The organism is Arthrobacter sp. S41 (assembly GCF_004320535.1).
Taxonomy (GTDB): Bacteria; Actinomycetota; Actinomycetes; order Actinomycetales; family Micrococcaceae; genus Glutamicibacter.
Genome location: NZ_SIHY01000001.1, coordinates 42,262 through 62,491 on the forward strand (window position 1 = coordinate 42,262; position 20,230 = coordinate 62,491).

The following is a 20,230-nucleotide window of genomic DNA, read 5'->3' on the forward strand; positions in this document are numbered from 1 at the left end:
ATGAAATTCACGATGGACCCCGCAGACCTCAAAGAAGCCGTGCGTTTCGCGCTAACCGCAATGGCAACCCGGCCAACGTCACCAATTATGGGCGGCATCCTATTCAGCGCAACCGGGGAAGGCGTGACCGCCTCAGGCTCCGATTACGAAAAGGTTGGTTCGTTGACCGTCAACGCCGATGTGAGCGAGCCAGGGGAGGCGCTACTCAACGGCCTGATGCTCAGTAAAGCAATCGGCAAGTTCCGTTCTTCAAAGCCGGTAACCGTCATTGTTGAGGACAAGAAAGCGCACCTGTCACAGAACGCGGTGAAGTTCAACATTAGCGCCATGCCCGCTGAAGAGTACCCGCGTGACCTTGTAGGCAACGTTCGCACCGTAGGAACGATTCGGGGCGAAGAGTTCGCCAAGCTAATCCGGTCCGCAAGCGTTTCCACCGACAACGGGGCGGCGAACTTGCCCGAGCTTGAATGTGCCCGAGTGGAACTCGGACAGAAGCTAGCGATCATGAGTACTGACCGATACCAATTATCGCTAGGAGAAATTGACTGGGAACCGGTCGAAGAAATGAGCCACGCTATGTCAGTGCATGGCGACTGGATTCGTTCAGTAGCTAAAACTGTTGCCGGGCACACTGAACTTTTCATTGGTGAAAACAATGGTGAACCGACCCGCTTCGGCGTGACCAGTGGCCCATATTCAACAAGCGTCACCCTGACCGCAGGCAAGTATCCAAAAATCCGTTCATTGTTCAGCAACAATGACGCGGACGCATGCGACTACAACCTAAAAGAGCTAACCGGCGCGATTGACGTCGCTGCAGCCCTGTTAGATGACAAGAACACGCCCGTGCTGTTCGAAGGCCAAGACGGCGAAACCACTGTCAGCGGTGGAGCTGACGAAGCCGACTCAAAAGCAACGCTCACCGGCACGCTGGAAGACACTTTCCGGTTTGCGGTAAACCCGCAACGCATCCTTAGCGTCATCCGTGTGACAGACGGCGAAACTATCCGAATCACACCGAACGGCAACAAACCGCTTTGGGTCACTTCGCCTGAAGGCGGTACTGATCACCTGGTCATGCCGGTGAGATTGCCATAACGAAAATAGGAGCTTAGCCCGTGTGGTTCAAAATGGACGATAAATTTCACTCGTCCAAAAAGCTCATGAAAATTCCGAAAAGGGCGCGCTTTGGGGCGGCGGGGCTATGGTCTATCGCTGGCTCATGGTGCGGGGAACAGCTAACAGATGGATTCGTACCTAAGTACATGCTCGACGCGTGGGGGCCACCTCCAAGCGCTTCTAGCGCACTAGTTGATGTTGGGCTTTGGGCGCACGCTGAGGGCGGTTTCCAGTTCGTGAACTGGTCCGAATACCAGCCCACAAAAGCGGACGTTGAACGCGACCGGGCACGCAATCGGGAGCGCCAGCAAGCATGGCGCGAACGGCATCAAAAAAACGAATCAGACGCGAATCTTGAAGATTCGAACGAGATTCGCGAGAGATTCGAGGAAGATTCGAGCGAGATTCAAGGCTCGAATCAACCCTGAATCTTTTTCGAAAACCCCGAAAACATGCGGAAAAACGAAGCCTGTAACACCGTTAGTAACGATGCCCCGACCCGACCCGACCCGACCCGACCCTTAAGTACTTACGTCTCGCTCTTTTCTTACGTAAGTAGGGGGTCATCTGATTCAAGGAAAGTCAGCAGCAATTCGTTACGTAAGTTAACGCGACGGACGCGACAAATTGCTGCTGATCAATGGAGACAAAATGATACTCACACGCTCGCAAGGCGAAAGGTTAGCCGTCATCATCAACGCCTCACGGCCAGAATGGGCGATTCCTAGCATTGCGAAAATCCTACAGACCGCCAACCAAAGCAACGGGCTACCCGCGCACGACTTCAACCACGCAATACGGGCAGTAGTCGCCTACGCCACGGCAACCGTTGCGGGCGGTGAATACGTGAAGCAGACACCGGGATTCATTCATGAGCCCTCGCGCTTCTGGGATGACACCGCGCCAACCGGCAAAGGCTACAAGAGCGCCCCACGGGTCATGTGCGAAGAACACTCAACCTACGAAGCTCACTCATGCTCTTGCTGTTGGGCCGACGTGAACGTTGGGGAACGCACCGAAAGCCAGGTTGGCAAAAGGTTGCACCCCGCGCACCCACCCAACCCCGGCAAAGCACAAGCCGTAAAACAAGCAATCAAAACACTGCAAGCCGCTCAACACTGAGCGGCTTTTCTTATGCCCTAGGAGACAAGATGACAATCTTTGGCGAGCAGTTGGATGCGTTCGAACTCATGTACCCGGTAGAAACCATGCCGGATGACGTTGCCCCCGGCGATATTCGGTTGTTGCTGAATCCGGTAAGCCTGGAATCAATGTTTGATGCCCGAGAAGCGCACTTTCGTGAGTTCAACGTGAACAAGGGTAACTGGAAGCCGTACCGGGGATTGTCGCCTCAAGCGGTTAGCGGACGGGAATCAGAACACCCGGCTCAGAGCTTCGACTCAGACCTAAGATGCCAACATTATGGGCGAGGTTGCTCTTGTGTCGGCTCGCTGGTCTACAGGGCCTATTGCCATGAATGCGGCCACTGGACGGGCATCTACGACCACGAAAACAAAGCGTGGGAAGAACACCTCGATCACTGCTGGCCCGGCTGGCGCGACTTACCGGTGCTAGAGGGGAAGCGAGTCGGGTTCGGATACGAATTCACCTACCCGGATGACTACCCGGAGAGCTTCAAAGTGACTGGCGCACCAATCCTTGACTGTCGCGGAGATAGCACCATGGGCGGGAAACACGTGGCAGGACATTCACCATTCGGCGGGGTCAAAGTCGGCGTCATCCAAGACTGCCAAATCCATAGTCAGGGGAAGTAACCGATGATCAAATTCTTCGTTTCTGGCAACCCTGCACCGCAGGGCAGCAAGAACACTTCAGCGCAGAAACGTAAAGGCGTGTACACGGGCAAGGTGAACGTTTACGAGTCTTCGAAAGCGTTGAAGCCGTGGAGGGAACTAGTCACGTGGCACGCACGGCGCCACAAGCAAGCCACACCGCTAGACGGTCCGTTAGTCCTGACCGTTGAGTTCTTCTTGCTGAAGCCCGCGACTACGAAGTACCCCGAATATCCGATTGGTACGCCGGACACCGACAAGTTGCTACGTGCTATCGGTGACGCGCTAACCCAGGCTGGACTAGTTGCCGACGATGCCCGTTTCGTTGACGTCCACGCGTCGAAGCGTTGGGCGATAGATAGGCCCGGCGCACGAATCCAAATCGGAGAAATAGGGGAGGGGCCATAGAATCAGTGCATGATCACTGAAAATACCTTCATATGCACCAGTACAGCTCAGCCTCCTCGCTACGTAGAACTAATTCCGCATTGGGCAACAACGTTGAACTGCGAACTGCCGGAATCGTTAGACCGGTGGACTGCCTTTTGGGAATCGCCGAGCATATTCATTGGAGCGTTAGCCGCGTTAGGCACGCTCTTTGCCGTCGGGGCTGCGGTAAAACAATCTAGCGATGCGAAGGGAATAGCTGAAAGCGGGAACCAAACAGCGATAGATATCGCTAAGCGTGCTGAAGAAGAAGCCAAGAAGCTCGCATTGCTCAATCGCGAGTTAGATAACTTCGAAATATTCGCAGATTGGATAATCGACTATGCGTTCGGGATCGTTGGACCTAGACAACAGCACCTCAAAGACACAACTCGAATGACTATGAGCGCACGAAAGTTGCTTACTTATGCTGGACAAAGAGAACCGAAGTTCGCGGAACAGCTCATGCGCTCGCTGGACACTTTTCAACGAATTGGTATGGAAATAAACACTGCAATGTATGTTCCCATTGATTTGGCTTCCGAGCATCTGGCAACCGCCAAAAACACAAGGACGTGGTTGACCCAAAATAGCAACGCTGCCGAAGGATTCGTACTTACTGCAAGTGCGCTGTCGAAGGAGGTGACTGATTACTACGCTAGGCCCGATGGCGCACAGCAAGCAATTGTGCGGATAGCCGAGCTCGATGCGTTGATGAAGGAAAACTATAAGGACCTACTGGCACACTCTTACGCCGAGTCGGCCTATCTCGATCAAATAATTACGGATTCACAGGAACAGCAGAACTAGCCGAACCGCCTTTCGGGGCGGTTTTTCCTTACCCAAATCCAAGCCCCGCATAGGGGCTTTTTTCATGCCATAAACCCGAAAGGAAACCATGACAACCGACGAACTGATTACCCGCGCTCGGCGCGCAATCGAAACCCGGCAACCCAACCTTGCCCGGCTCTACATGCGCAAGGCGTTAGCCCAAACCGACGCGCACCGGCGTGAACTCAACCCGCTCGGCTGGAAGGTAAGGGATTTGTCTAAAGCGCTCCAAATATTCGGCGACATCGTTACGTTGATCGGTGAACGATGGGCGCAAGCATTCGACGCCTTCGCCCGCTCATTCAACGAATCCGCTAACAGGCATGCGAAATCTGATTATGCGTTGGTAGGGCCGGGCAAATGAGCAAGCGGAAACCGCAAGGCCACCCCGCCCGTACAGCCCGCGACCCGCTACACGTCGAAATTGAACGGCTCGCAACAAAGGTCACCCAACTAGTTCCCGAAATTATCAGGGATGCCCGTTTCGACCCCACAGACGTGATAACAGCCAAAGCGGGCAGCATCGCCCTACTTCACCTGCTCGCAATCCTCTCCGACAAACCCACGCCCGCCGAAATCTACGGCCACGGCAAACACGGATACCACCACGCAAAGGACACCAAATGATCACCGTAGAAGCCAAACGCCTAACCGGTATCGACCGAGGCAAAACCGCCTCATTCAGCCTCGAAAACCCGGCCCGCCACTACTCGGGCAAACTCTGGTCAATCGAACACACCGGCACATACGAGACTCGAATCAAGCTACACGCAGACGGGCGCACTTTCGGGGCAACCCTCCAAGAAAGCCACCCAGTCACCATTGAAGGAATCGGAGCCACCAAGTGAAGCCAGGAATGATCACCCTCGCCAATCTAACTCGGCCTCAAACAAAGAAGCTAGTCAGCTGGTTCAACGCAAACGGGCTACGGCATTACGTACCCGTTGATGCTCGAATCATCTTCACCGGTAACCGGCTAATCATCCCAACATTCGACATTGAGCGGTACGGGCAGAAAAACAAGGCGTGGGCTAAACGTCGATTCATCCGTGAAGCTGACGGGGAAATTGTCGGCCTACCAATCAAGGTTCGAACCTACCGCGTTCGCGTTCCATTCGAAGCAATCAAATGATTCGCCTCTACCGCGCTGCATGCGAATACCTTGAAGCGCTCACCGACGCTATACGCAACGACGAACCAGCCCCAGAAGGCGCAACTTCGCACATTGAGCACGCAAACCAATACGAGCCCCGCGAAGCCCACCAACACTACCGAGAACCTGAATGGGAAGACCGGCAACGAATCGGATTTAGGAGCAACCCATGAGCAACCTAGTAATAGCCGCACTAACCTCTGAAGACAACAAATTTCGCGTCTTCAAACTCGGCAAGAAATGGCTTGTCATGCGAGGCGCAACCCGCATAGCCCGAGCCGACCGCCCCGCAATGGCCTACGCGCTCTTGCGCTCATTCCTAACCTACGGTCGCGAGGTTCGGAGATGACCCCGAAGCCGGTAGACGGCAAATACGGAGAACGGACAGCGTTAGTCGCATTCCTGTTCAACAAATCAGCGAAATTTCATCGAGGCTTCGAAGCTGGGCGCACAGTCCACCGCGACAAGCTCACCCGAAACCTAGAGAGAATCCAAGCCAACTATCTCGGCGGCGACTACCTTCTAGGCTTCAAATTCGGCAAAGACGTTCACAAGCACGGAATCAAGGATGCAATTCGAAAGGCTAAGGCATGACCGCCTACTTTGCGCCCCCAGGTGAACCGCTAGACGGCGACAACTGGCAAGAGCTCGGCAACCTAGGCGCCGATGGATACCAGTTTGAAGAATCGGACATTAACCAAAAGTCAATCGAAATCAACGCCCACGTACCGAACCTTGCCGACATGTTCCGGCGTCACGGCAAGGACTTGCGGGCAAAGGTTGTGGCCACATATCAGTCAAGTTTCACCTTCCACATGGAAGACGATTTGAAGGCTTTCATCAACGCCATGCACGGATTCGACTTCTACGCGTTGCAAGCCACCGTAAACGAATGGCTCAACCGCCCCGCAACGTCACGCATCCCGAAAATCGACTTGCTCGAAATCGCAATCGCCGTCAAACGGCATGTGTCGCCCGGCAAATACAACTACTGGCAATTGGGCAAATTCCTCCAAGCACCGAAAGGCAACTAATCGCAATGGCCACCATTCACAACATCGAACTAGACCTATTCGCCCGCACATCAACCGGCGAAGAAATCAACCTCGGCAAAGTCCAAGTGCCCATAACAATCGACGTCAACCCGCGACCGACGCGACCGCGCCAAGGCTTGAATCCACTCGAAATGGAGCGAGCGCGTGAAGCGAGACGTAGAGCAATCACACCCAACGAATTCGACGCCCTAGGAAACAAAAAATGAGCGCACTAACACTCTTCCTCTGGATCATCTGCTCATGCGTCGGCATCGTCGCAATCGCAATCGCAACACTCTTCGCCGTCGCCACCATAAAAGAAATCAAACGCTACCTAACCCCAACCGACCAAGAGGACTAAACGACCGTGGCAGAATGCACCACAAACGACTGTGAAGACGATGCGAAACTGTTCCTCTGCGGTTACCACATCAACGCGCTACAAGCATGGCTCGACAAATGCGCTCAAATCCTGCCTGAACTAGACGTCACCATTGCCCGGCTCGATAACGTTCGGCAACCAAACAACGAAGGCGGCAACGGAACTAAAAGCGCAGGCAGTTCAGCCCCGGCAAACCTTGACGCGCTGCAGCTCAAGATCAACCTTGCGTCACTCACCGAAACAGCCGAACACTACGCCAAAGACCAATTTGCGGCAGGCATCGCCTGGACAGTCCAAGACTGGTACACCAAGGCCGAGCTACTAATCAGCGGGCCAGAAGAGGACAGCCCTAACCCGTGGGCAATAGCCAACGCCCGTGAAAAACTAGCCGACCACTTCCCAGAATCAATGACGCCACGTGAATGCGCAAAGTGGTTACGCGAAAACTCAGGCATCAAAATCAACGCCGGAAAAATCAACGACTGGCACCGTCGGGGCAAAGTCCGAAAACATCCCGGCTCCACCCCAAAGCGACCGCTCTACTCACCAAAGGAAGTGCTAACAGTGCACCTGACGCGCCAACACGAATAAGAGTTGCACCGATTAAATAACCCATGCAATAATGGCAAGTGTCGGGTATCTTGTACCCAAAACAGAACCTCTCACCGAAACAGGTGGAGGTTATTTTTATGCCCAAATAGCGCCAACTGTTTACCCCAAAAGGTCAGTTGGCGCTATCGGCGTTTAAAAAACCCTTTAACTGAATAGCCCGGTGCACACGACACCGGGAGCGGGTCACCCGGCAGGGTATCCGCCTTGCGCACCCGTGCTGTTAGGTCTGCGGACAACAGTGCGGGTGCTGCGCCCTTGTAGCTCAATTGGCAGAGCAACCGCCTTGTAAGCGGTAGGTTCCGTGTTCGAATCACGGCATCGGCACAAACCAGTGTGGAGACTGTAGGTCGGTACTGGGCAAGTCACCCAAAGTGCGGCCAAGGATCAACCCGGGCGCAGTCGATGCATTGCGGTGGGATCACAGGATCTACAGCCTAAGAACGAGGCGACGCTACGCGCCTACTCCACACTGGCTACAACTTGACGGCGCGACCCCTAACCAAACACCTATGCGAGTAGGCCAGCCGCCGTCATCAACTTAGGAGACGCCTTGCTAAACGAACACATCATTGAAGCCATATGGCGCACTGTCGAAGACGGTGGCGACGTAGTAATTGTTCACCGGAAACCAAAGGCCGTGCTCAAGCAGTTGGCCGAGGACCAGCGCAACGCAATGCGCATCTACTGGGTCAACGGTAACGAACGAATCGACATAGACAACGGCTCAAGCATTGACGTCATCCGCGAATCAGGCCACGGACGCGGGCTAACAGCCAACCTTCTCGTTCTGCCTCTCGGCATCAATGAAGCCCTGGGGGTCGAACTAATGCCGATCCTAGCCCCCACCCAAGGCCACCTCCTCGGCTACTAATAGCCCTACCCCCTCGGCATAGACCCCTGGGGTACACCTCCACCCCGGCAACACCACGCCCCCTAAGACCCTCGGTCAACGTCACCTACCAGCTTTGTCATGTGGGCGAAATAGGAACGAAGAGTGAGCAGCCAACAGCAAGCCCGCCTAAAACTCCTTCGAGGCGAGCGCACACTCTGCCGAGAACAACCAAGCAATACCCGCAAGGCAACGAAGCCAAGCGTTCAAGGCGGTGAACCATGGCCACATCACGCACCGGAACATCAGCATGGCTCAACACCGCTCGCAAAGTCCTAAGAGACGCGCAAGACAACGGACAAACCAAATGCGTCTATTGCATGCACACACTCAACTACCAAGACCGGCGAGCCTTCAACGGCGCACAAGTAGACCACATCATCCCGCACTCAAAAGGCGGCACCGATGACCGCTCAAACCTCATAGTCTGCTGCCGACAATGCAACATCTCAAAAGGCAACCGCATCGCCCCCAAAACAAAAAGCATCCTCGCCCGCCAACCCCTCAAAACCTCGCGCAACTGGTGAAAGAAATTAACAGCCTGTGGAAAACTTCGCGAGAAAAGGGTGGGGGTAAGGGGTTGACAGGGGGAGCCGGGTTCGCCCCTCCCTGCATAGCGAAAATATCCCCCCGAGCTTTCTGGCTTGGGTGTTCTGGTTGCTTTTGGCTCCGACTAGGTGTTTTGCAAAACGTCATTTTGGCTGCTTTTGGCTTGGTTTAGCCGGGTGTGCGCGGTCGGTAATAATCCCCGGAATCTCGCGGTTTATCCGTTACAAAATGGTAGAATTAGAGCATGGAAACGAAGCGTTGCGCGTACTCAAAATGTGGCGGGCCAATGAACTTGCCCCGTGCGGGCGCTCGTTTTTGTAGCTCCAAGTGCCGGGTTTATGCGCACCGCGAGGAAAAGCGTTTCCCGGCTGAGATGACCACGCGTTCCCGGTGGGTTCGGCGCATGGATTCCAAGCGCCCTGTGACCGCCTCGGGCTGTCCGGCGAGTTCTACGGATTCGCGCACATGGTCGGATTTCAAGACCGCCAGCGAGTCTTCTGCGGGCGTTGGCTTGGGCTTCGTTTTGGGTGACGGAATCGGTTGCTACGATTTCGACCACTGCCTAGCCGGTGGCCAGTTGGCCGACTGGGCCGCCGAGGCCATTCGGGCTATCCCCGAGCGGGTTATTTTCTCTGAGATTTCACAGTCTTCTGAGGGCGTTCACGTCTTCGTTGAGGCTGAAGAAGGGCCGGGGCGCAAGATTCGCGACGGTCGGAACATCGAACGATACACAGCGGGCCGGTACATCGCAGTTACGGGGCGCGCTTTCAAGCTTTAGGGGGATTCATTGTCTGATCCTATTGGGCTTGGTGAACGTGGTGTTGAGATTTGGCGGTCGCTCAAGACGGGCGAAATTGCCCGTGACGCTTTGGTTCTTGAGGCGGCGCGTACGGCTGACCGCCTGGATGAACTAGACAACATCATTCAGGGCAAGGGCGTTCTTGAGCTTATGCAGTTCCGGCTTGATTTCCCTGAAGGTGATGACGAACCGTTCGTTGTTGAAGTCAAGTTCCAAAGTGTTCTCAGCGAGGCCCGCCAACAGCAAACGGCGTTTGCGAATTTGGTTGAAAAGATTTCCCGCTATGGCTTGTCGGCTACGGCCCCTAAGGGTGGCGAGGTCAAACCGGTTCCGGCTGGTGTGACAAGCCTTGACAAGATTCGGGCGAAGGTGGCTCAACAGTCTCGTTAGCAGGTGATTCGGTTTGTCATTTGCTGGTAATCAGTCTGCGCGCTATCAGATTTCACCTAAGTGCAAGAACGTCAATTTGGTTCACGCTGAAGCGTGCATTGAGTTGGCGGCGGCTTACGGGCTGGTCTTGGATGAATGGCAAGCGAACGCGGTTCGCATTTGGTTCAGGATGACTGAAGAAGGCCGCTGGGCGGCTTCAACGTGGGGCTTGTCGGTTGCCCGGCAGAATGGCAAGAACGGCGCGCTTGAGGCCGTTGAGCTTTACCTCATGGTTGTTCTTGGCTTCAAGATTCTGCACACCTCGCACTTGCTCACGTCGGCGCGTAAGGCGTTCAAGCGTCTCATGTCGTTCTTTGGCCGCAAGGTCAATGACCCTAACGCGCCGTTCCCTGAGCTGAATGCAATGGTTGTTGAGATTCGCAAGACCAACGGTCAAGAGGCGATTGAGCTTAGCAATGGTGGCTTGATTGAGGTTGGCGCCCGTACTGGTGGCGCTGGCCGTGGTTCATCTTTCGACTTCCTGATTGTTGACGAAGCTCAGGAATACGAGGAAGACGAACAGGAGGCGCTAGAGGCCACCGTCTCGGCTTCACCTTCTGGCGACCCGGTGATTGTCTATATGGGCACACCGCCTAAGACTGACGGCGAGCGAGGCGCACCTTTCATTCGCGTGCGTTCGGCTGCCGTCACTGGCCGGTCGGCTCGTTCGGCGTGGGTTGAGCATTCGCCCCAGGGTGAGCTAGACAAAATGTCGGAGATTGAGCTTCAGGCGTTTGTTCGCGACCGTAAGAACTGGGCTGATGCTAACCCGGCTGGCGGTGCGCGTATCGCTGAATCAACTATTGAAGGCGAATGCGAACGCATGTCGGCGCGAAGCTTTGCGCGTGAACGGTTGAACATGTTCCCGTCACCTGCGGCCCAGCTTGAGCTTGCTTTCTCCGAAAAGGTTTTGAAGCGCCAAGCGTTGAGCGCCGAGCAGGTTGATTCTGAGGTTGCGCCTATCGCGTTCGGGTTGGATATGAATCCAGAGAAGACCCGTATTTCGATTTGCGCGGCGTTGCCAACTGCCGACGTGATGCACTTGGAGCTTGCCGCGAACACTGATTTTGATTCGGGCGGTATTTCGGCGGTTGTCGAATGGTTCTGGACTCGGTGCAAACGTCGCATTCCTGTTGTCCTTGACGCTTATAGCCCGGCGCGTGACTTGTTAGAAGCCCCGCTGAAGAAGCGCGGCCTAATGGTGCGCGTGCTGGACGCGAACGAGTTTACTCAGGGATGCGGTCAGCTGTACCACGCTTTCCACCGTGAACATTCGGTGACGTGGTTTGAAGAGCAAGACGCGTTTTACGAGTCGATGAAATCAACGGTGAAGGACCCAATCAAGAATCGCCCTGGTTCGTTCAAGTGGAATCGGGCTGATTTGGAAGTTGACCTTATGCCGACCATGGCGGCGACGTGTGCGCTGTTTGGTGCTACTAAGTTTGCTCGGCGACCTCGGGCAACTTCTACAGATTCTAAGAGTAAACGGCATGCGGTTGTTCTCTGATTGAAAGGCGGTGATGCGCGTGAAACGTGAGTTGGACGCATCAGAGCGCTCGTTATTCGAGGGCATGCAGCGCACGATTCGTAAACGTTCGTACCGTAATCATTTGCGGAAGAACTTGCATGATTCGAAGCGCCGCCTAGACCGCATCGGCTTTTCTGTTCCGCCGCATATGGTGGATTTTCAAACGCCGGTTGGTTGGGCTGAAAAGACTGTTTCGGTTCCTGCCTCACGCATTCGCCCTGAGGGATTCCGACTGTCGGGCAACGCTAGCGCACTGGATGACCTAAAAGAGACTTTCGAGGGTCGCTATGTTGCGCGTTCTTTGCGTAGCGCTATCAAGTCTTCGCTGAAGCATGGCCCGGCTTTCGTCTTCACTTCTAAGGGTGCTACGAATGACGGTGAACCTGAGGTTGTCATCTCGGTTCGGTCGGCTTTTGATGCTACTTGCATTCAGGACCCGCGCACGGGTGTCGTTTCGGCGGCTCTTGAAGTGTTGGACGGTTCACGAACTAACTTGCATGTGCCGGGTTGGATTTTGGCTGTTGACCGCGTAGACGGCCAATGGGTTGTCACTGACGAAGCGCGCCAAGATCATGACGTGGTTGGTTGCGAGCCGTTCGTTTGGGATTGGGATATAGACCGGCCTTTTGGTCGCTCACGTATCACGCGCCCACTGATTGGTTCGATTGAGCGTGGCGTTCGTACGTTGCTTCGCATGGAAGTCACTGCCGAGTTCTTTAGCGCCCCGCAGCGTTCGTTGCTTGGTGCTAGTGAAGAACATTTCACTGACGGCGACGGCAACCGTATCGACTTGTGGAAGGCGATTACGGGCGGCGTTTGGGCTTTGCCTGATGTGTGGGATGACGAAGAGGGCAAGCTTGTCCGCGCACAGCTGCAGCAACTTTCTCAGGCTTCGATGCAGCCACATTCTGACATGTTCAAGTCGATTGGTTTGCAAGTCGCTTCAGAAACTTCGATGCCTATCAGCTATTTGGGTATTCAGGAGAATCAACCGGCTTCGGCTGACGCGATTCGGGCGGCTGAGGCTGACATGGTTTCGTTGATCGAATATCAGATTGAGCTTTCTTACGAATCGGCCATGCTGAATCTTGCGCGCAAGGTTTTGGCTGTGAAGCGTGGGGCTTCGTTCGCGTCGGTTGAGGCCGATACTCGCGGGCTTTCTATCCGCTTCGCTGACCCTGGCACGCCTACCGTTGCGGCTCGTTCGGACGCGGCACTCAAGTACACTCAGGCGTTCCCTAACGGTGACCCTGAGCTTTCCATGGAACTGTACGGGCTTTCTGATGACCAGATAGGTCGAAACATGGAATACATGCGCCGGGGCGAAGCTAAGGCGTTGCTCGACGGCATGACAGGTGCGAGCGCAGGGGAAGACATTGCGCAGCCAGCCAATGAGACAGCCAATGAATCGGCCAGCGAGCCAGTCAATGCACTGACGGCAGACGAACTGAAGAAGGCTGCCGACGCGCTCGGCATCCTTATCCGCTCGGGCGTTGACCCTCAAGATGCGGCTAACCGTGTCGGCCTCGGTGGCGTAAAGTTCACCGGCGCTGTTCCGGTCACGTTGCGCATGCCTGAGGCAGATGCGGCAATGCTTGAAGAGTAGGGGGCGCTGTGAAACGTGCCGACGTGGACGCGTACCGGGCGAAACTCGATAAAGCTGTAGAAGAGGCGCAGGGGAAGTTAGCCGGGGCGTACGCTCAAATGAACGGCTGGCCAACCGATCAGAAACGCGATGCCCTGGGCGACGTGTTTGCCGAGCTATGCCGACAGTACGGTGACGCGGTAGGGGTAACCGCTTCGGATTTTTACGCGCTAATTCGTAGCCAATCTAGCGAAACCTCAACGTATAAGCCGGTACTTGCTCCCAACGTTCCAGCCGAGCAAGTGCGGGCTGCCTATTCCTATTCGGCGAAACAGCTGTACACCAAACAGCCGGATAAAATTCTCAAGTCGCTCAATGGTCGCTTGCGAAGATACGTTGAGTACACGGCACGCGAGACTGTACACGTCAACGCTTCGAGAGATAGGGCTCGCACCTTTTGGGCGCGTGTTCCGTCCGGCAGTATAACATGCGCATGGTGTTTGATGCTGGCCTCTCGCGGGTGGGTTTACGCAACCGAGCAGACGGCAGGCGGTGTCGGCAACGAGTTCCATAACGATGACCGTTGCATGATCATCCCGTCATTTGATGATTCGCCAGAGCTTGAGGGTTACGACCCCGACGCAATGTATGAAAAATACAATCAGGCGCGTGACGAAGTTCTTTCGGACGGCTTAGAACCGACTGATAAGAATATTGCCGGACGCTTGCGTGACATGTTCCCTGATGAATTGAAAGATGGGTCTGAGGTTCCGAGCATCCTCGGCGACGCGGCGCAGGGCTGGCCGGAAGGAATTCAGCCTGTGAAGCCTAGGATTTGGCGGCATGTCTTGACGCGGCATCTTCCACCCGACGGCAAGGCGGCAAGTCATTTTCATACGGATTCGAAGTACGAAATCTCTAAGATTATTCGCGAAACCTTGTCGAATCCAGATTTGGTTTTGGATAAATCAGACTGGGTTGGCGTTCGGAACTATCACAAAATGATCGACGGGAACGAGTATATTGTGGGAATTATCGAAAAGAACGGCGTGTCATCCGTAACTACAGCCTTCCCACCGTCACCAATGAACCGTAGGATAGACGTATGAGCGCACAGAGTTTGGCACAAGAGCTACGGCGGGCGGTCGTGCCCGTTCTCGACTCTGACGCGCTCGAATTTATTGATGTGTACTTCAGTGAAGAGGAATGGGAAATTTTTATCGGCATGGCCGCCCAAACTTGCGCGGCGCATGGCATCCCATTGAATCCTGAAGTTTCCGAGTATGAAGAGTGGATTTCGGATTCAGCAATAGAAGCCGTGCGCTCAAATATTCGAGGCCAAGCCGCCTAACCAAATATTTTTCTAACCCCGTGTCGTTGGCGACGCGGGGTTTTTCATGCCCGAAAGCTGTTTGCTTTCGGGCTTTAGTTTTCCCGCCCTAGATGGTGTCGGGGTAGTTGCCGAGACGGCAAGAAACCATGTGGAGGTATAAATAATGACTCGTTTTGTTGCGCCTACTTTTGAAGAGGTTCCTAGTTACATGTCCGTGATGGGCATGCGTGGGGCTCGATTCCTTGAAGGCAATGACGGTTCGGGGTCGGCTGGCGCGGGGGATTCCTCTGCGGCTGATGAAGCGGATTCTCAGAACGATTCTGGGGATTCGGATGCAACCGATAACGCGGACAACGCGAACACATTAGGCGATTCAACCGGCGAATCAACCGATGATTCAGCCGGTGACTCTGATGATTCTGAAGGTGAGTCTGAGGGCGATAAGCCGGATGACGATTTCAAGTCGGATGCGTCGAAGAAGGCTCTTCTTGCTGACCTTCGAAAAGCGCGTGATGAACGCAAATCACTGCGCACCGAGAACGAGACATTGATCGAATCCATCGCAGAACGCGACGCAACGATTACCGCTAAGGACGCGGAACTGACTGCTAAAGACGCTCAGATTGAGGTCTTGAAGCTGGCGGCTTCGCACCATATCGAAGACGAATCGGACATTGAACTACTAGGTTCAATTGCTGATTCTGAGAAGCGTTCAAATCTTGCTAAGCGTCTGGCTTCTGATGCGCGTAACCGGGTGAACCGGCGTGTTGGTAGTCAAGGCGGTGGAGCGCCCGCAAGCTCACTTGATGCCGGGCGCGACCTCTACGCAAGCCGTAAGAAGAAGAAGTAAGCAAACCTTTACCCCCTTTAGGAGGGAATCCCATGGACCTCACCATTAAGCGTGAATCCTTTGGCCAGGACGATCAGTCTTGGCTTGGCTCTGCCCACGGCACTAACGCGGCGCAGACCGTAACCTTGGACGCTTCGACGTTCACCAAGGCCACTCATTACCCTGAGGGCTGGCTGAAGTCTGGCCTTCCGTTGGCTAAGTCGGGCGAGAAGCATGTCCTTTGGACTGCTGGCGCTGATTTGGCTGGCTTCTTGTTCACTACTGTGCGAGTTCCTGAGGATGTGGCTAGCCCTGTTGGTGCCGCAATCCTTGAGCATGGTCGCGTGAAGGCCGCCAAGCTACCCGTTCCCGTAGACGCTACCGGTCAGGCTACTGCCGCCGGTCGGATCATCTTCGCCTAGGAGGCAACCCAAATGGCACTTGTGCTTTCTACTGACTACATCACCCCAAACGATCTGACTGGCTACGTTCGCGACGCCTTGGCTGATCTGCCACAGAACACCTTCGGTTTGTCGGCTTACCTGCCGGACGAAGAAACCGATGACATTGATTGGCGCGCATCGGTTGGCGGTGGCGGGTTGTCTCGCGCCGCTTCGTTCCGTTCGTTCGATGCTGAATCGCCTATCTCGGGCCGTACCGGCATTTCTCGCATCGGTGGCGAACTGCCTCCTATTTCCGAGAAGCGTCGCCTGGGCGAGTACGACCGCCTGAAGATGCGCAAGCTTGATGAAGGCATCAAGAATGCAATTCTGAATGACGCTGTTGACCTTGCTAAGGCAATCAAGGCACGCCTTGAGATTGCTCGCGGTGAGGCTCTGCAGCTCGGCAAGGTTACTTTGGCTGAGAACGGTCTTGCTCTTGAAGCCGATTTCGGTCGCAAGGCAAGCCACACTCAGACCGCTGTGACTCGTTGGGATCAGGCTGGTTCTGACCCAATCAACGACTTGCTTGCATGGTCTGCCGTATATAAGGCAACCAACGGCGTTCGCCCGGCTGAGGCCCTGGTGTCTGATCAGCTCATTTCGGTGCTGATGCGTAACAGCGCGATTCGCGGCTACGTTCTGCCAGCTGGTTCTTCTCAGAACATCGTCACTGTGGATGCGTTGAACGCGCTTCTGGCTTCGTTCCAGTTGCCTAAGTTCACCGTTTACGAAGCGCAGATTCAGGACGAGAACGGCAACGCTAAGGACATTCTTGACCCTAAGCGCGTGCTGTTCCTGCCACCTGCTGACCAGAAGATCGGCGCAACCCTTTGGGGTCTTACCGCTGAAGCTCAGGACGAAAACTACGGCATTGATTCGAACGACGCGCCGGGCATTGTTGTCGGCTCCTACTCGGACAACGACCCGGTTGCGCAGTGGACTAAGGCATCAGCTATTGCGTTGCCGGTCATCCCGAACGCGAACCTGACCCTTTCCGGCCTGGCCCTCACCTAACCACTAGTCACGTTGGGCCGCTCATTCTTTGGGCGGCCCAACGTGGCGTCAATCTTGGAGGTTCCTATTATGGGAAACATTTCTTTAGGTCATTCTTCGGCGCTTGATGCGTCGGGCAAGTTGCACGAATTTCGACCGGGCGACGTACTGCCTGAATGGGTTACCGCTAAGCGCAAGGACTCTAACCCGGTCAGCGTCGAAATTTCACAGTTCCCAAGCGTTGACGCGAGCGAGATTATTGCCCGCGCTGAGGCTGAGGCACTGGCAATTGTTGAGGCTGCTAAGGCTGAGGCTGAGCAGATTCGCAAAGACGTTGAACCGGCAGACGGCGACGTAAGCGACGAAAACAGCGAGGCCGAGGAATCGGGCGAACCTGACTTCACTAAGCCAGCAACACCTAAGCGTGGCCGACCTAGCAAGACTCAGGCATAACCATGGCCGAGCCATTCGCAACCATTGAAGATTTGGTGAAGCATTGGCCGGACATTCCCGAGGAATTGCGCGACGTGGCCGAAACGAAACTGGATGAGGCGAGCATCATCGTACGGGGCCTATATCCCGGCATTGATGAACGTATCAGCACGGGCAAGCTTGACGCCGACGTTGTGAAACTTGTGGTGTGCCAAATGGTCGCAACGACGTTGAAACGCGAGCTAGACGCTAGCGAAGGCGACGATGTTTCTCAACAGACGTTCACGGCTGGCCTGTATTCTCAGTCTCTTTCGTTCCGTGCCCGTGAGGCTTCACTATTCCTCACAAAGTTGCATCGCCAGCTTCTCGGCGGCGGTAATCGCAACCGCAAGGCGTTCATGATCATTCCAGGGCGGTGACTATGCCAGTTTTTCCTGAGCGATTCACAGTCTTGCATGAGGCTAAAAACGTTGGCGCTGTAGACGATTGGGGCAACCCTATTGACGGGTTCGCGCCACCGGTTACAGTGCCCGTTTACGGTTGGGGGCCACCTAGCCCAGATCAGCCTATCCGTGACCTTTCCACGGGCGTTGACCACGACATTGATTTGTATTGTGCAACGTCGTTTTGCTCGCATCTTGACCGCGTGACCCTGCCGAATGAATCGGGCGCTCTGATTGTTCAGGGTGACCCTGATGATTTCAATCATGGCCCGTTCGGTTTCATGCCGGGTTACAGGGTGAAGCTAAAGCGTGTGGAGGGCTGACCGTGGCGAAAACCAAAGTGAAGCTGCATATTGCGGCTTTCAATGATCTTCGAAACAGAAGTGAAGTTGTTGATTTGGTTGGCAGTGAAGCAGCGAAAGTCGCTGAGCTGGCCGGGCCGGGCTTTGGCCTGGGAGTTCATCAGATGGGTTCCCGCGTGATTGCGAATGTGTACACAGCAACAGCGGATGCGATGCGTCTTGAAGCTAAAGAGGGCGTTTTGTCCAAGGCTCTTGGTGGTTCGGCGGTTCCCGCAAAGGTCAGATATACGACTAAGGCTGGCAAAACGCGGTGGGCCTCGCAAGCGCAGGTTAGCAACTGGACAAAGGGTTCGCTTTGATTGGGGTTATTCGTGGCTACTGAGGTTCTTCGTTATGGCAATCACCTTTCAGCGCTTCAAGAGGCCGTGAAAACGGCAATGGGCGTGCCCGTCGCAGTGATACGCGTACCTAATCCGCGCCCGACAAAGTTCGTTCTCCTAGAGCCTTCAGGCGGTAGCGATAGTTCGATTGTCCACGGTTGGCGGTCGGTCATCGTTGACTCATGGGGCGCTAGTGAGAGCGAAGCGTTCGACCTTGCTTTAGACGTTGAAGCGCAGTTGAAAGCGCTAAAAAATGAGCGGCTGAAAGGCGTGCTCATATACAAAGCTCGCCCGCTGGGTGGGATTGTGTGGATGCCTGACCCTGATGCGAAGGTTCCACGCTTTAGACAAAACTACGAAATCTTGACAAGGAGCGAAGCTACATAGCTTCGCTCCTTTTTTATGCCCAGAAAGGGGTAAGTCATGGGTAATATCGCCCAGAACGTACGCGTTGCGACTACCGGCGCCGTCTCGTTTGCGCCGATTGCGACGGTGCTACCGCTTGATGCTGTTGCGGCATTGGCGGCCACATTCAAGGATGTTGGCTATGTCGGTCCAGACGGCGTTACGCAGGCCATTGAGACTGACGTAACCGACATTACGGCGTGGCAGAACGGCGACACTGTTCGCAAGGTTCAGACCTCGCATGACGTGACTTTCCAGCTTGTCATGTTGGAAACAAACGCCTTGTCTCTTCAGATCTACTACGCGGATGCCACCGCAACTGCTTCGGCGGTCAAGGTGACCGGTGCACAGTCGCCACACAACGTCGTTGTCATTGACGTACTTGACGAAAAGCATTCGATTCGAATCGTCTTGCCAGATGCTCAGGTGACCGAGCGCGGCGAAATCGTTTACCAGAACGAAGAGGCGACCGGCTACGACATCACTCTGACCGCGTACCCAGACGCGGACGGCGTGAAGGCTTACATCTACTTGGATGACGGCGAAGTTTAGCCACTAACAAACCACCTGTCGGGCGCGCTTTAGCGGGGCCGCGTCCGACAGGCTTCTAAACTTTTTTGCCCCGCTCACCATTTTTTAGGAGGCCCCGCTGTGGCTGATGCAATCAAGGTAACTGATTCAACAAAGATTCCTGCTGGCGCTAAGAAACCTCAGGACCGCAAAAAGAAAGTCGTTGTTGAAGACGGCTATCGAGTTCTTGAACTTCGCGGTGTTGAGCTTCGAATCCGCGAAGAGCTGTTCGATGACTTCGAGCTCTTGGACGAACTGAGCTACGTCGATGAAAACCCCGGCTATTCTGGCCGCCTGTTGCGTCGCATGGTTGGCCAGCTCAAGTACAACGAACTTATCGAGAAGATCCGTGATGAAGAGACCGGGCGCGTAAGCATTGAGGCGGGCGCGCAGTTGCTTGCCGACCTGTTGGAGGCAGCAACCCCAAACTAACCAAGCTCGCCTATCTCCTAGGGGAGTATGGCGGGCAGGTTAGGGCTGATGTTCGCCGTTACTACGGGCTGAGTATGTCAGAGTGGCGGGCGCTCGGCTTAGTTGAGGCGACAGACCTTGTGGTTTATTTGCCTGACGATTCGGTGACGTTGACGGCTGTTGCTGGCGGCTGGTCGCTTGCTAACCAATTGGCGGCGGCGCAGGTTGATGAATTGCGCGTGATGATCTGGCAGAAGACCAAGGACGGGCAACGAGGCAAGAAACAGCCTAAACCTATTCCGCGCCCTGGCTTCGAGGATACGTCTTCGCAGAGCTTCACAGCTAAGCCGGTGTCTATCAAGGAAATGCAAAAGCGTATTGCTGAGCGCCGTGCTCGACAGCCTGACGATGGGCTTGTTGAGTATCGGGCGCGTGACGGTCGGATGATTCGAGTCACGCCAAAGCAAGCCGCTTATTTCAATCGTAAAACCCGCTAAATATCTTACCGCTGAGGGGTTGGACGTTCACTCGTTCAACCCCTCTTTAGCGCGCCCGCACGA

At 54.9% G+C, this 20,230-nt stretch carries 32 protein-coding genes and 1 tRNA gene; all 33 read left to right on the forward strand.

Going from position 1 to position 20,230, the window contains the following annotated elements; all coding sequences use genetic code 11:
* The 33 genes from EYR88_RS00235 to EYR88_RS00390 all read left to right on the forward strand — a co-directional run bounded on the left by EYR88_RS00235 (position 1) and on the right by EYR88_RS00390 (position 20,167).
* The gene (locus EYR88_RS00235; protein ID WP_131087747.1) at positions 1–1,098 is read left to right on the forward strand and encodes a DNA polymerase III subunit beta; all 1,098 of its coding nucleotides are present in this window, start codon (positions 1–3) and stop codon (positions 1,096–1,098) included.
* Positions 1,099–1,118: 20 nt separating this feature from the next.
* The gene (locus EYR88_RS00240; RefSeq protein WP_131087748.1) at positions 1,119–1,547 is read left to right on the forward strand and encodes a hypothetical protein; all 429 of its coding nucleotides are present in this window, start codon (positions 1,119–1,121) and stop codon (positions 1,545–1,547) included.
* A 223-nt stretch (positions 1,548–1,770) separates the two neighbouring features.
* On the forward strand, positions 1,771–2,241 hold the full coding sequence (locus tag EYR88_RS00245; protein ID WP_131087749.1) for a hypothetical protein: 471 nt from the start codon (positions 1,771–1,773) through the stop codon (positions 2,239–2,241).
* Positions 2,242–2,270: 29 nt separating this feature from the next.
* Positions 2,271–2,894, forward strand: a complete 624-nt coding sequence (locus EYR88_RS00250; RefSeq protein ID WP_131087750.1) for a DUF6349 family protein — start codon at positions 2,271–2,273, stop codon at positions 2,892–2,894.
* Between the two features lie 3 nt (positions 2,895–2,897).
* A complete protein-coding gene (locus tag EYR88_RS00255; protein WP_131087751.1) occupies positions 2,898–3,320 on the forward strand; it encodes a RusA family crossover junction endodeoxyribonuclease in 423 nt (140 codons plus the stop codon).
* Positions 3,321–3,329: 9 nt separating this feature from the next.
* The gene (locus tag EYR88_RS00260) at positions 3,330–4,148 is read left to right on the forward strand and encodes a hypothetical protein (RefSeq protein ID WP_131087752.1); all 819 of its coding nucleotides are present in this window, start codon (positions 3,330–3,332) and stop codon (positions 4,146–4,148) included.
* An 88-nt stretch (positions 4,149–4,236) separates the two neighbouring features.
* On the forward strand, positions 4,237–4,533 hold the full coding sequence (locus EYR88_RS00265) for a hypothetical protein (protein ID WP_131087753.1): 297 nt from the start codon (positions 4,237–4,239) through the stop codon (positions 4,531–4,533).
* Entirely contained in the window at positions 4,530–4,796 is a 267-nt protein-coding gene (locus EYR88_RS00270; protein ID WP_131087754.1) for a hypothetical protein, read from the forward strand. Before EYR88_RS00265 ends, EYR88_RS00270 begins: the two co-directional genes overlap by 4 nt.
* A complete protein-coding gene (locus EYR88_RS00275; RefSeq protein WP_131087755.1) occupies positions 4,793–5,017 on the forward strand; it encodes a hypothetical protein in 225 nt (74 codons plus the stop codon). The genes EYR88_RS00270 and EYR88_RS00275 overlap by 4 nt, the downstream gene beginning before the upstream one ends.
* Complete coding sequence (locus tag EYR88_RS00280; RefSeq protein WP_131087756.1) at positions 5,014–5,301, forward strand: hypothetical protein; 288 nt, start codon at positions 5,014–5,016, stop codon at positions 5,299–5,301. The genes EYR88_RS00275 and EYR88_RS00280 overlap by 4 nt, the downstream gene beginning before the upstream one ends.
* Before the next feature lie 190 nt (positions 5,302–5,491).
* Positions 5,492–5,671: a hypothetical protein gene (locus EYR88_RS00285; protein WP_131087757.1), complete on the forward strand. Its 180-nt coding sequence runs from the start codon at positions 5,492–5,494 to the stop codon at positions 5,669–5,671.
* Positions 5,668–5,916, forward strand: a complete 249-nt coding sequence (locus tag EYR88_RS00290; protein WP_131087758.1) for a hypothetical protein — start codon at positions 5,668–5,670, stop codon at positions 5,914–5,916. The genes EYR88_RS00285 and EYR88_RS00290 overlap by 4 nt, the downstream gene beginning before the upstream one ends.
* Positions 5,913–6,356: a hypothetical protein gene (locus EYR88_RS00295; RefSeq protein WP_131087759.1), complete on the forward strand. Its 444-nt coding sequence runs from the start codon at positions 5,913–5,915 to the stop codon at positions 6,354–6,356. The genes EYR88_RS00290 and EYR88_RS00295 overlap by 4 nt, the downstream gene beginning before the upstream one ends.
* A 223-nt stretch (positions 6,357–6,579) precedes the next feature.
* Positions 6,580–6,717 carry a hypothetical protein gene (locus EYR88_RS15970; RefSeq protein WP_165477244.1) on the forward strand — a complete coding sequence of 46 codons (138 nt, stop codon included), beginning with the start codon at positions 6,580–6,582 and terminating at the stop codon, positions 6,715–6,717.
* A gap of 6 nt (positions 6,718–6,723) precedes the next feature.
* The gene (locus EYR88_RS00300; RefSeq protein WP_131087760.1) at positions 6,724–7,329 is read left to right on the forward strand and encodes a hypothetical protein; all 606 of its coding nucleotides are present in this window, start codon (positions 6,724–6,726) and stop codon (positions 7,327–7,329) included.
* A gap of 272 nt (positions 7,330–7,601) precedes the next feature.
* Positions 7,602–7,674, forward strand: a tRNA-Thr gene (locus EYR88_RS00305).
* 226 nt (positions 7,675–7,900) lie between these two features.
* A complete protein-coding gene (locus tag EYR88_RS00310) occupies positions 7,901–8,221 on the forward strand; it encodes a hypothetical protein (RefSeq protein WP_131087761.1) in 321 nt (106 codons plus the stop codon).
* A gap of 239 nt (positions 8,222–8,460) precedes the next feature.
* Positions 8,461–8,766 carry an HNH endonuclease gene (locus tag EYR88_RS00315; protein WP_131087762.1) on the forward strand — a complete coding sequence of 102 codons (306 nt, stop codon included), beginning with the start codon at positions 8,461–8,463 and terminating at the stop codon, positions 8,764–8,766.
* A gap of 266 nt (positions 8,767–9,032) precedes the next feature.
* Complete coding sequence (locus tag EYR88_RS00320) at positions 9,033–9,566, forward strand: DNA primase (protein WP_131087763.1); 534 nt, start codon at positions 9,033–9,035, stop codon at positions 9,564–9,566.
* A gap of 9 nt (positions 9,567–9,575) precedes the next feature.
* Entirely contained in the window at positions 9,576–9,977 is a 402-nt protein-coding gene (locus tag EYR88_RS00325; protein ID WP_131087764.1) for a hypothetical protein, read from the forward strand.
* 13 nt (positions 9,978–9,990) lie between these two features.
* Complete coding sequence (locus tag EYR88_RS00330) at positions 9,991–11,523, forward strand: hypothetical protein (protein ID WP_131087765.1); 1,533 nt, start codon at positions 9,991–9,993, stop codon at positions 11,521–11,523.
* 19 nt (positions 11,524–11,542) lie between these two features.
* Entirely contained in the window at positions 11,543–13,150 is a 1,608-nt protein-coding gene (locus tag EYR88_RS00335; protein ID WP_131087766.1) for a hypothetical protein, read from the forward strand.
* Positions 13,151–13,158: 8 nt separating this feature from the next.
* Positions 13,159–14,238 carry a hypothetical protein gene (locus EYR88_RS00340; RefSeq protein WP_131087767.1) on the forward strand — a complete coding sequence of 360 codons (1,080 nt, stop codon included), beginning with the start codon at positions 13,159–13,161 and terminating at the stop codon, positions 14,236–14,238.
* A complete protein-coding gene (locus tag EYR88_RS00345; protein WP_131087768.1) occupies positions 14,235–14,480 on the forward strand; it encodes a hypothetical protein in 246 nt (81 codons plus the stop codon). The genes EYR88_RS00340 and EYR88_RS00345 overlap by 4 nt, the downstream gene beginning before the upstream one ends.
* A 145-nt stretch (positions 14,481–14,625) precedes the next feature.
* Positions 14,626–15,312 carry a hypothetical protein gene (locus tag EYR88_RS00350; protein WP_131087769.1) on the forward strand — a complete coding sequence of 229 codons (687 nt, stop codon included), beginning with the start codon at positions 14,626–14,628 and terminating at the stop codon, positions 15,310–15,312.
* A 32-nt stretch (positions 15,313–15,344) separates the two neighbouring features.
* Complete coding sequence (locus EYR88_RS00355; protein WP_131087770.1) at positions 15,345–15,713, forward strand: head decoration protein; 369 nt, start codon at positions 15,345–15,347, stop codon at positions 15,711–15,713.
* Between the two features lie 12 nt (positions 15,714–15,725).
* Positions 15,726–16,748 (forward strand): major capsid protein, encoded by a 1,023-nt coding sequence (locus tag EYR88_RS00360; protein WP_131087771.1) that lies wholly within the window; start codon positions 15,726–15,728, stop codon positions 16,746–16,748.
* 69 nt (positions 16,749–16,817) lie between these two features.
* A complete protein-coding gene (locus EYR88_RS00365) occupies positions 16,818–17,180 on the forward strand; it encodes a hypothetical protein (protein WP_131087772.1) in 363 nt (120 codons plus the stop codon).
* Positions 17,181–17,182: 2 nt separating this feature from the next.
* On the forward strand, positions 17,183–17,578 hold the full coding sequence (locus EYR88_RS00370; RefSeq protein WP_131087773.1) for a Gp19/Gp15/Gp42 family protein: 396 nt from the start codon (positions 17,183–17,185) through the stop codon (positions 17,576–17,578).
* 349 nt (positions 17,579–17,927) lie between these two features.
* A complete protein-coding gene (locus EYR88_RS00375) occupies positions 17,928–18,263 on the forward strand; it encodes a hypothetical protein (protein ID WP_131087774.1) in 336 nt (111 codons plus the stop codon).
* Positions 18,264–18,707: 444 nt separating this feature from the next.
* Entirely contained in the window at positions 18,708–19,241 is a 534-nt protein-coding gene (locus EYR88_RS00380) for a phage tail protein (protein WP_131087775.1), read from the forward strand.
* A 99-nt stretch (positions 19,242–19,340) separates the two neighbouring features.
* Positions 19,341–19,691 carry a hypothetical protein gene (locus EYR88_RS00385; RefSeq protein ID WP_131087776.1) on the forward strand — a complete coding sequence of 117 codons (351 nt, stop codon included), beginning with the start codon at positions 19,341–19,343 and terminating at the stop codon, positions 19,689–19,691.
* Positions 19,692–19,765: 74 nt separating this feature from the next.
* Positions 19,766–20,167: a DUF5361 domain-containing protein gene (locus tag EYR88_RS00390; RefSeq protein WP_131087777.1), complete on the forward strand. Its 402-nt coding sequence runs from the start codon at positions 19,766–19,768 to the stop codon at positions 20,165–20,167.
* The last annotated feature ends 63 nt before the right edge of the window (positions 20,168–20,230 follow it).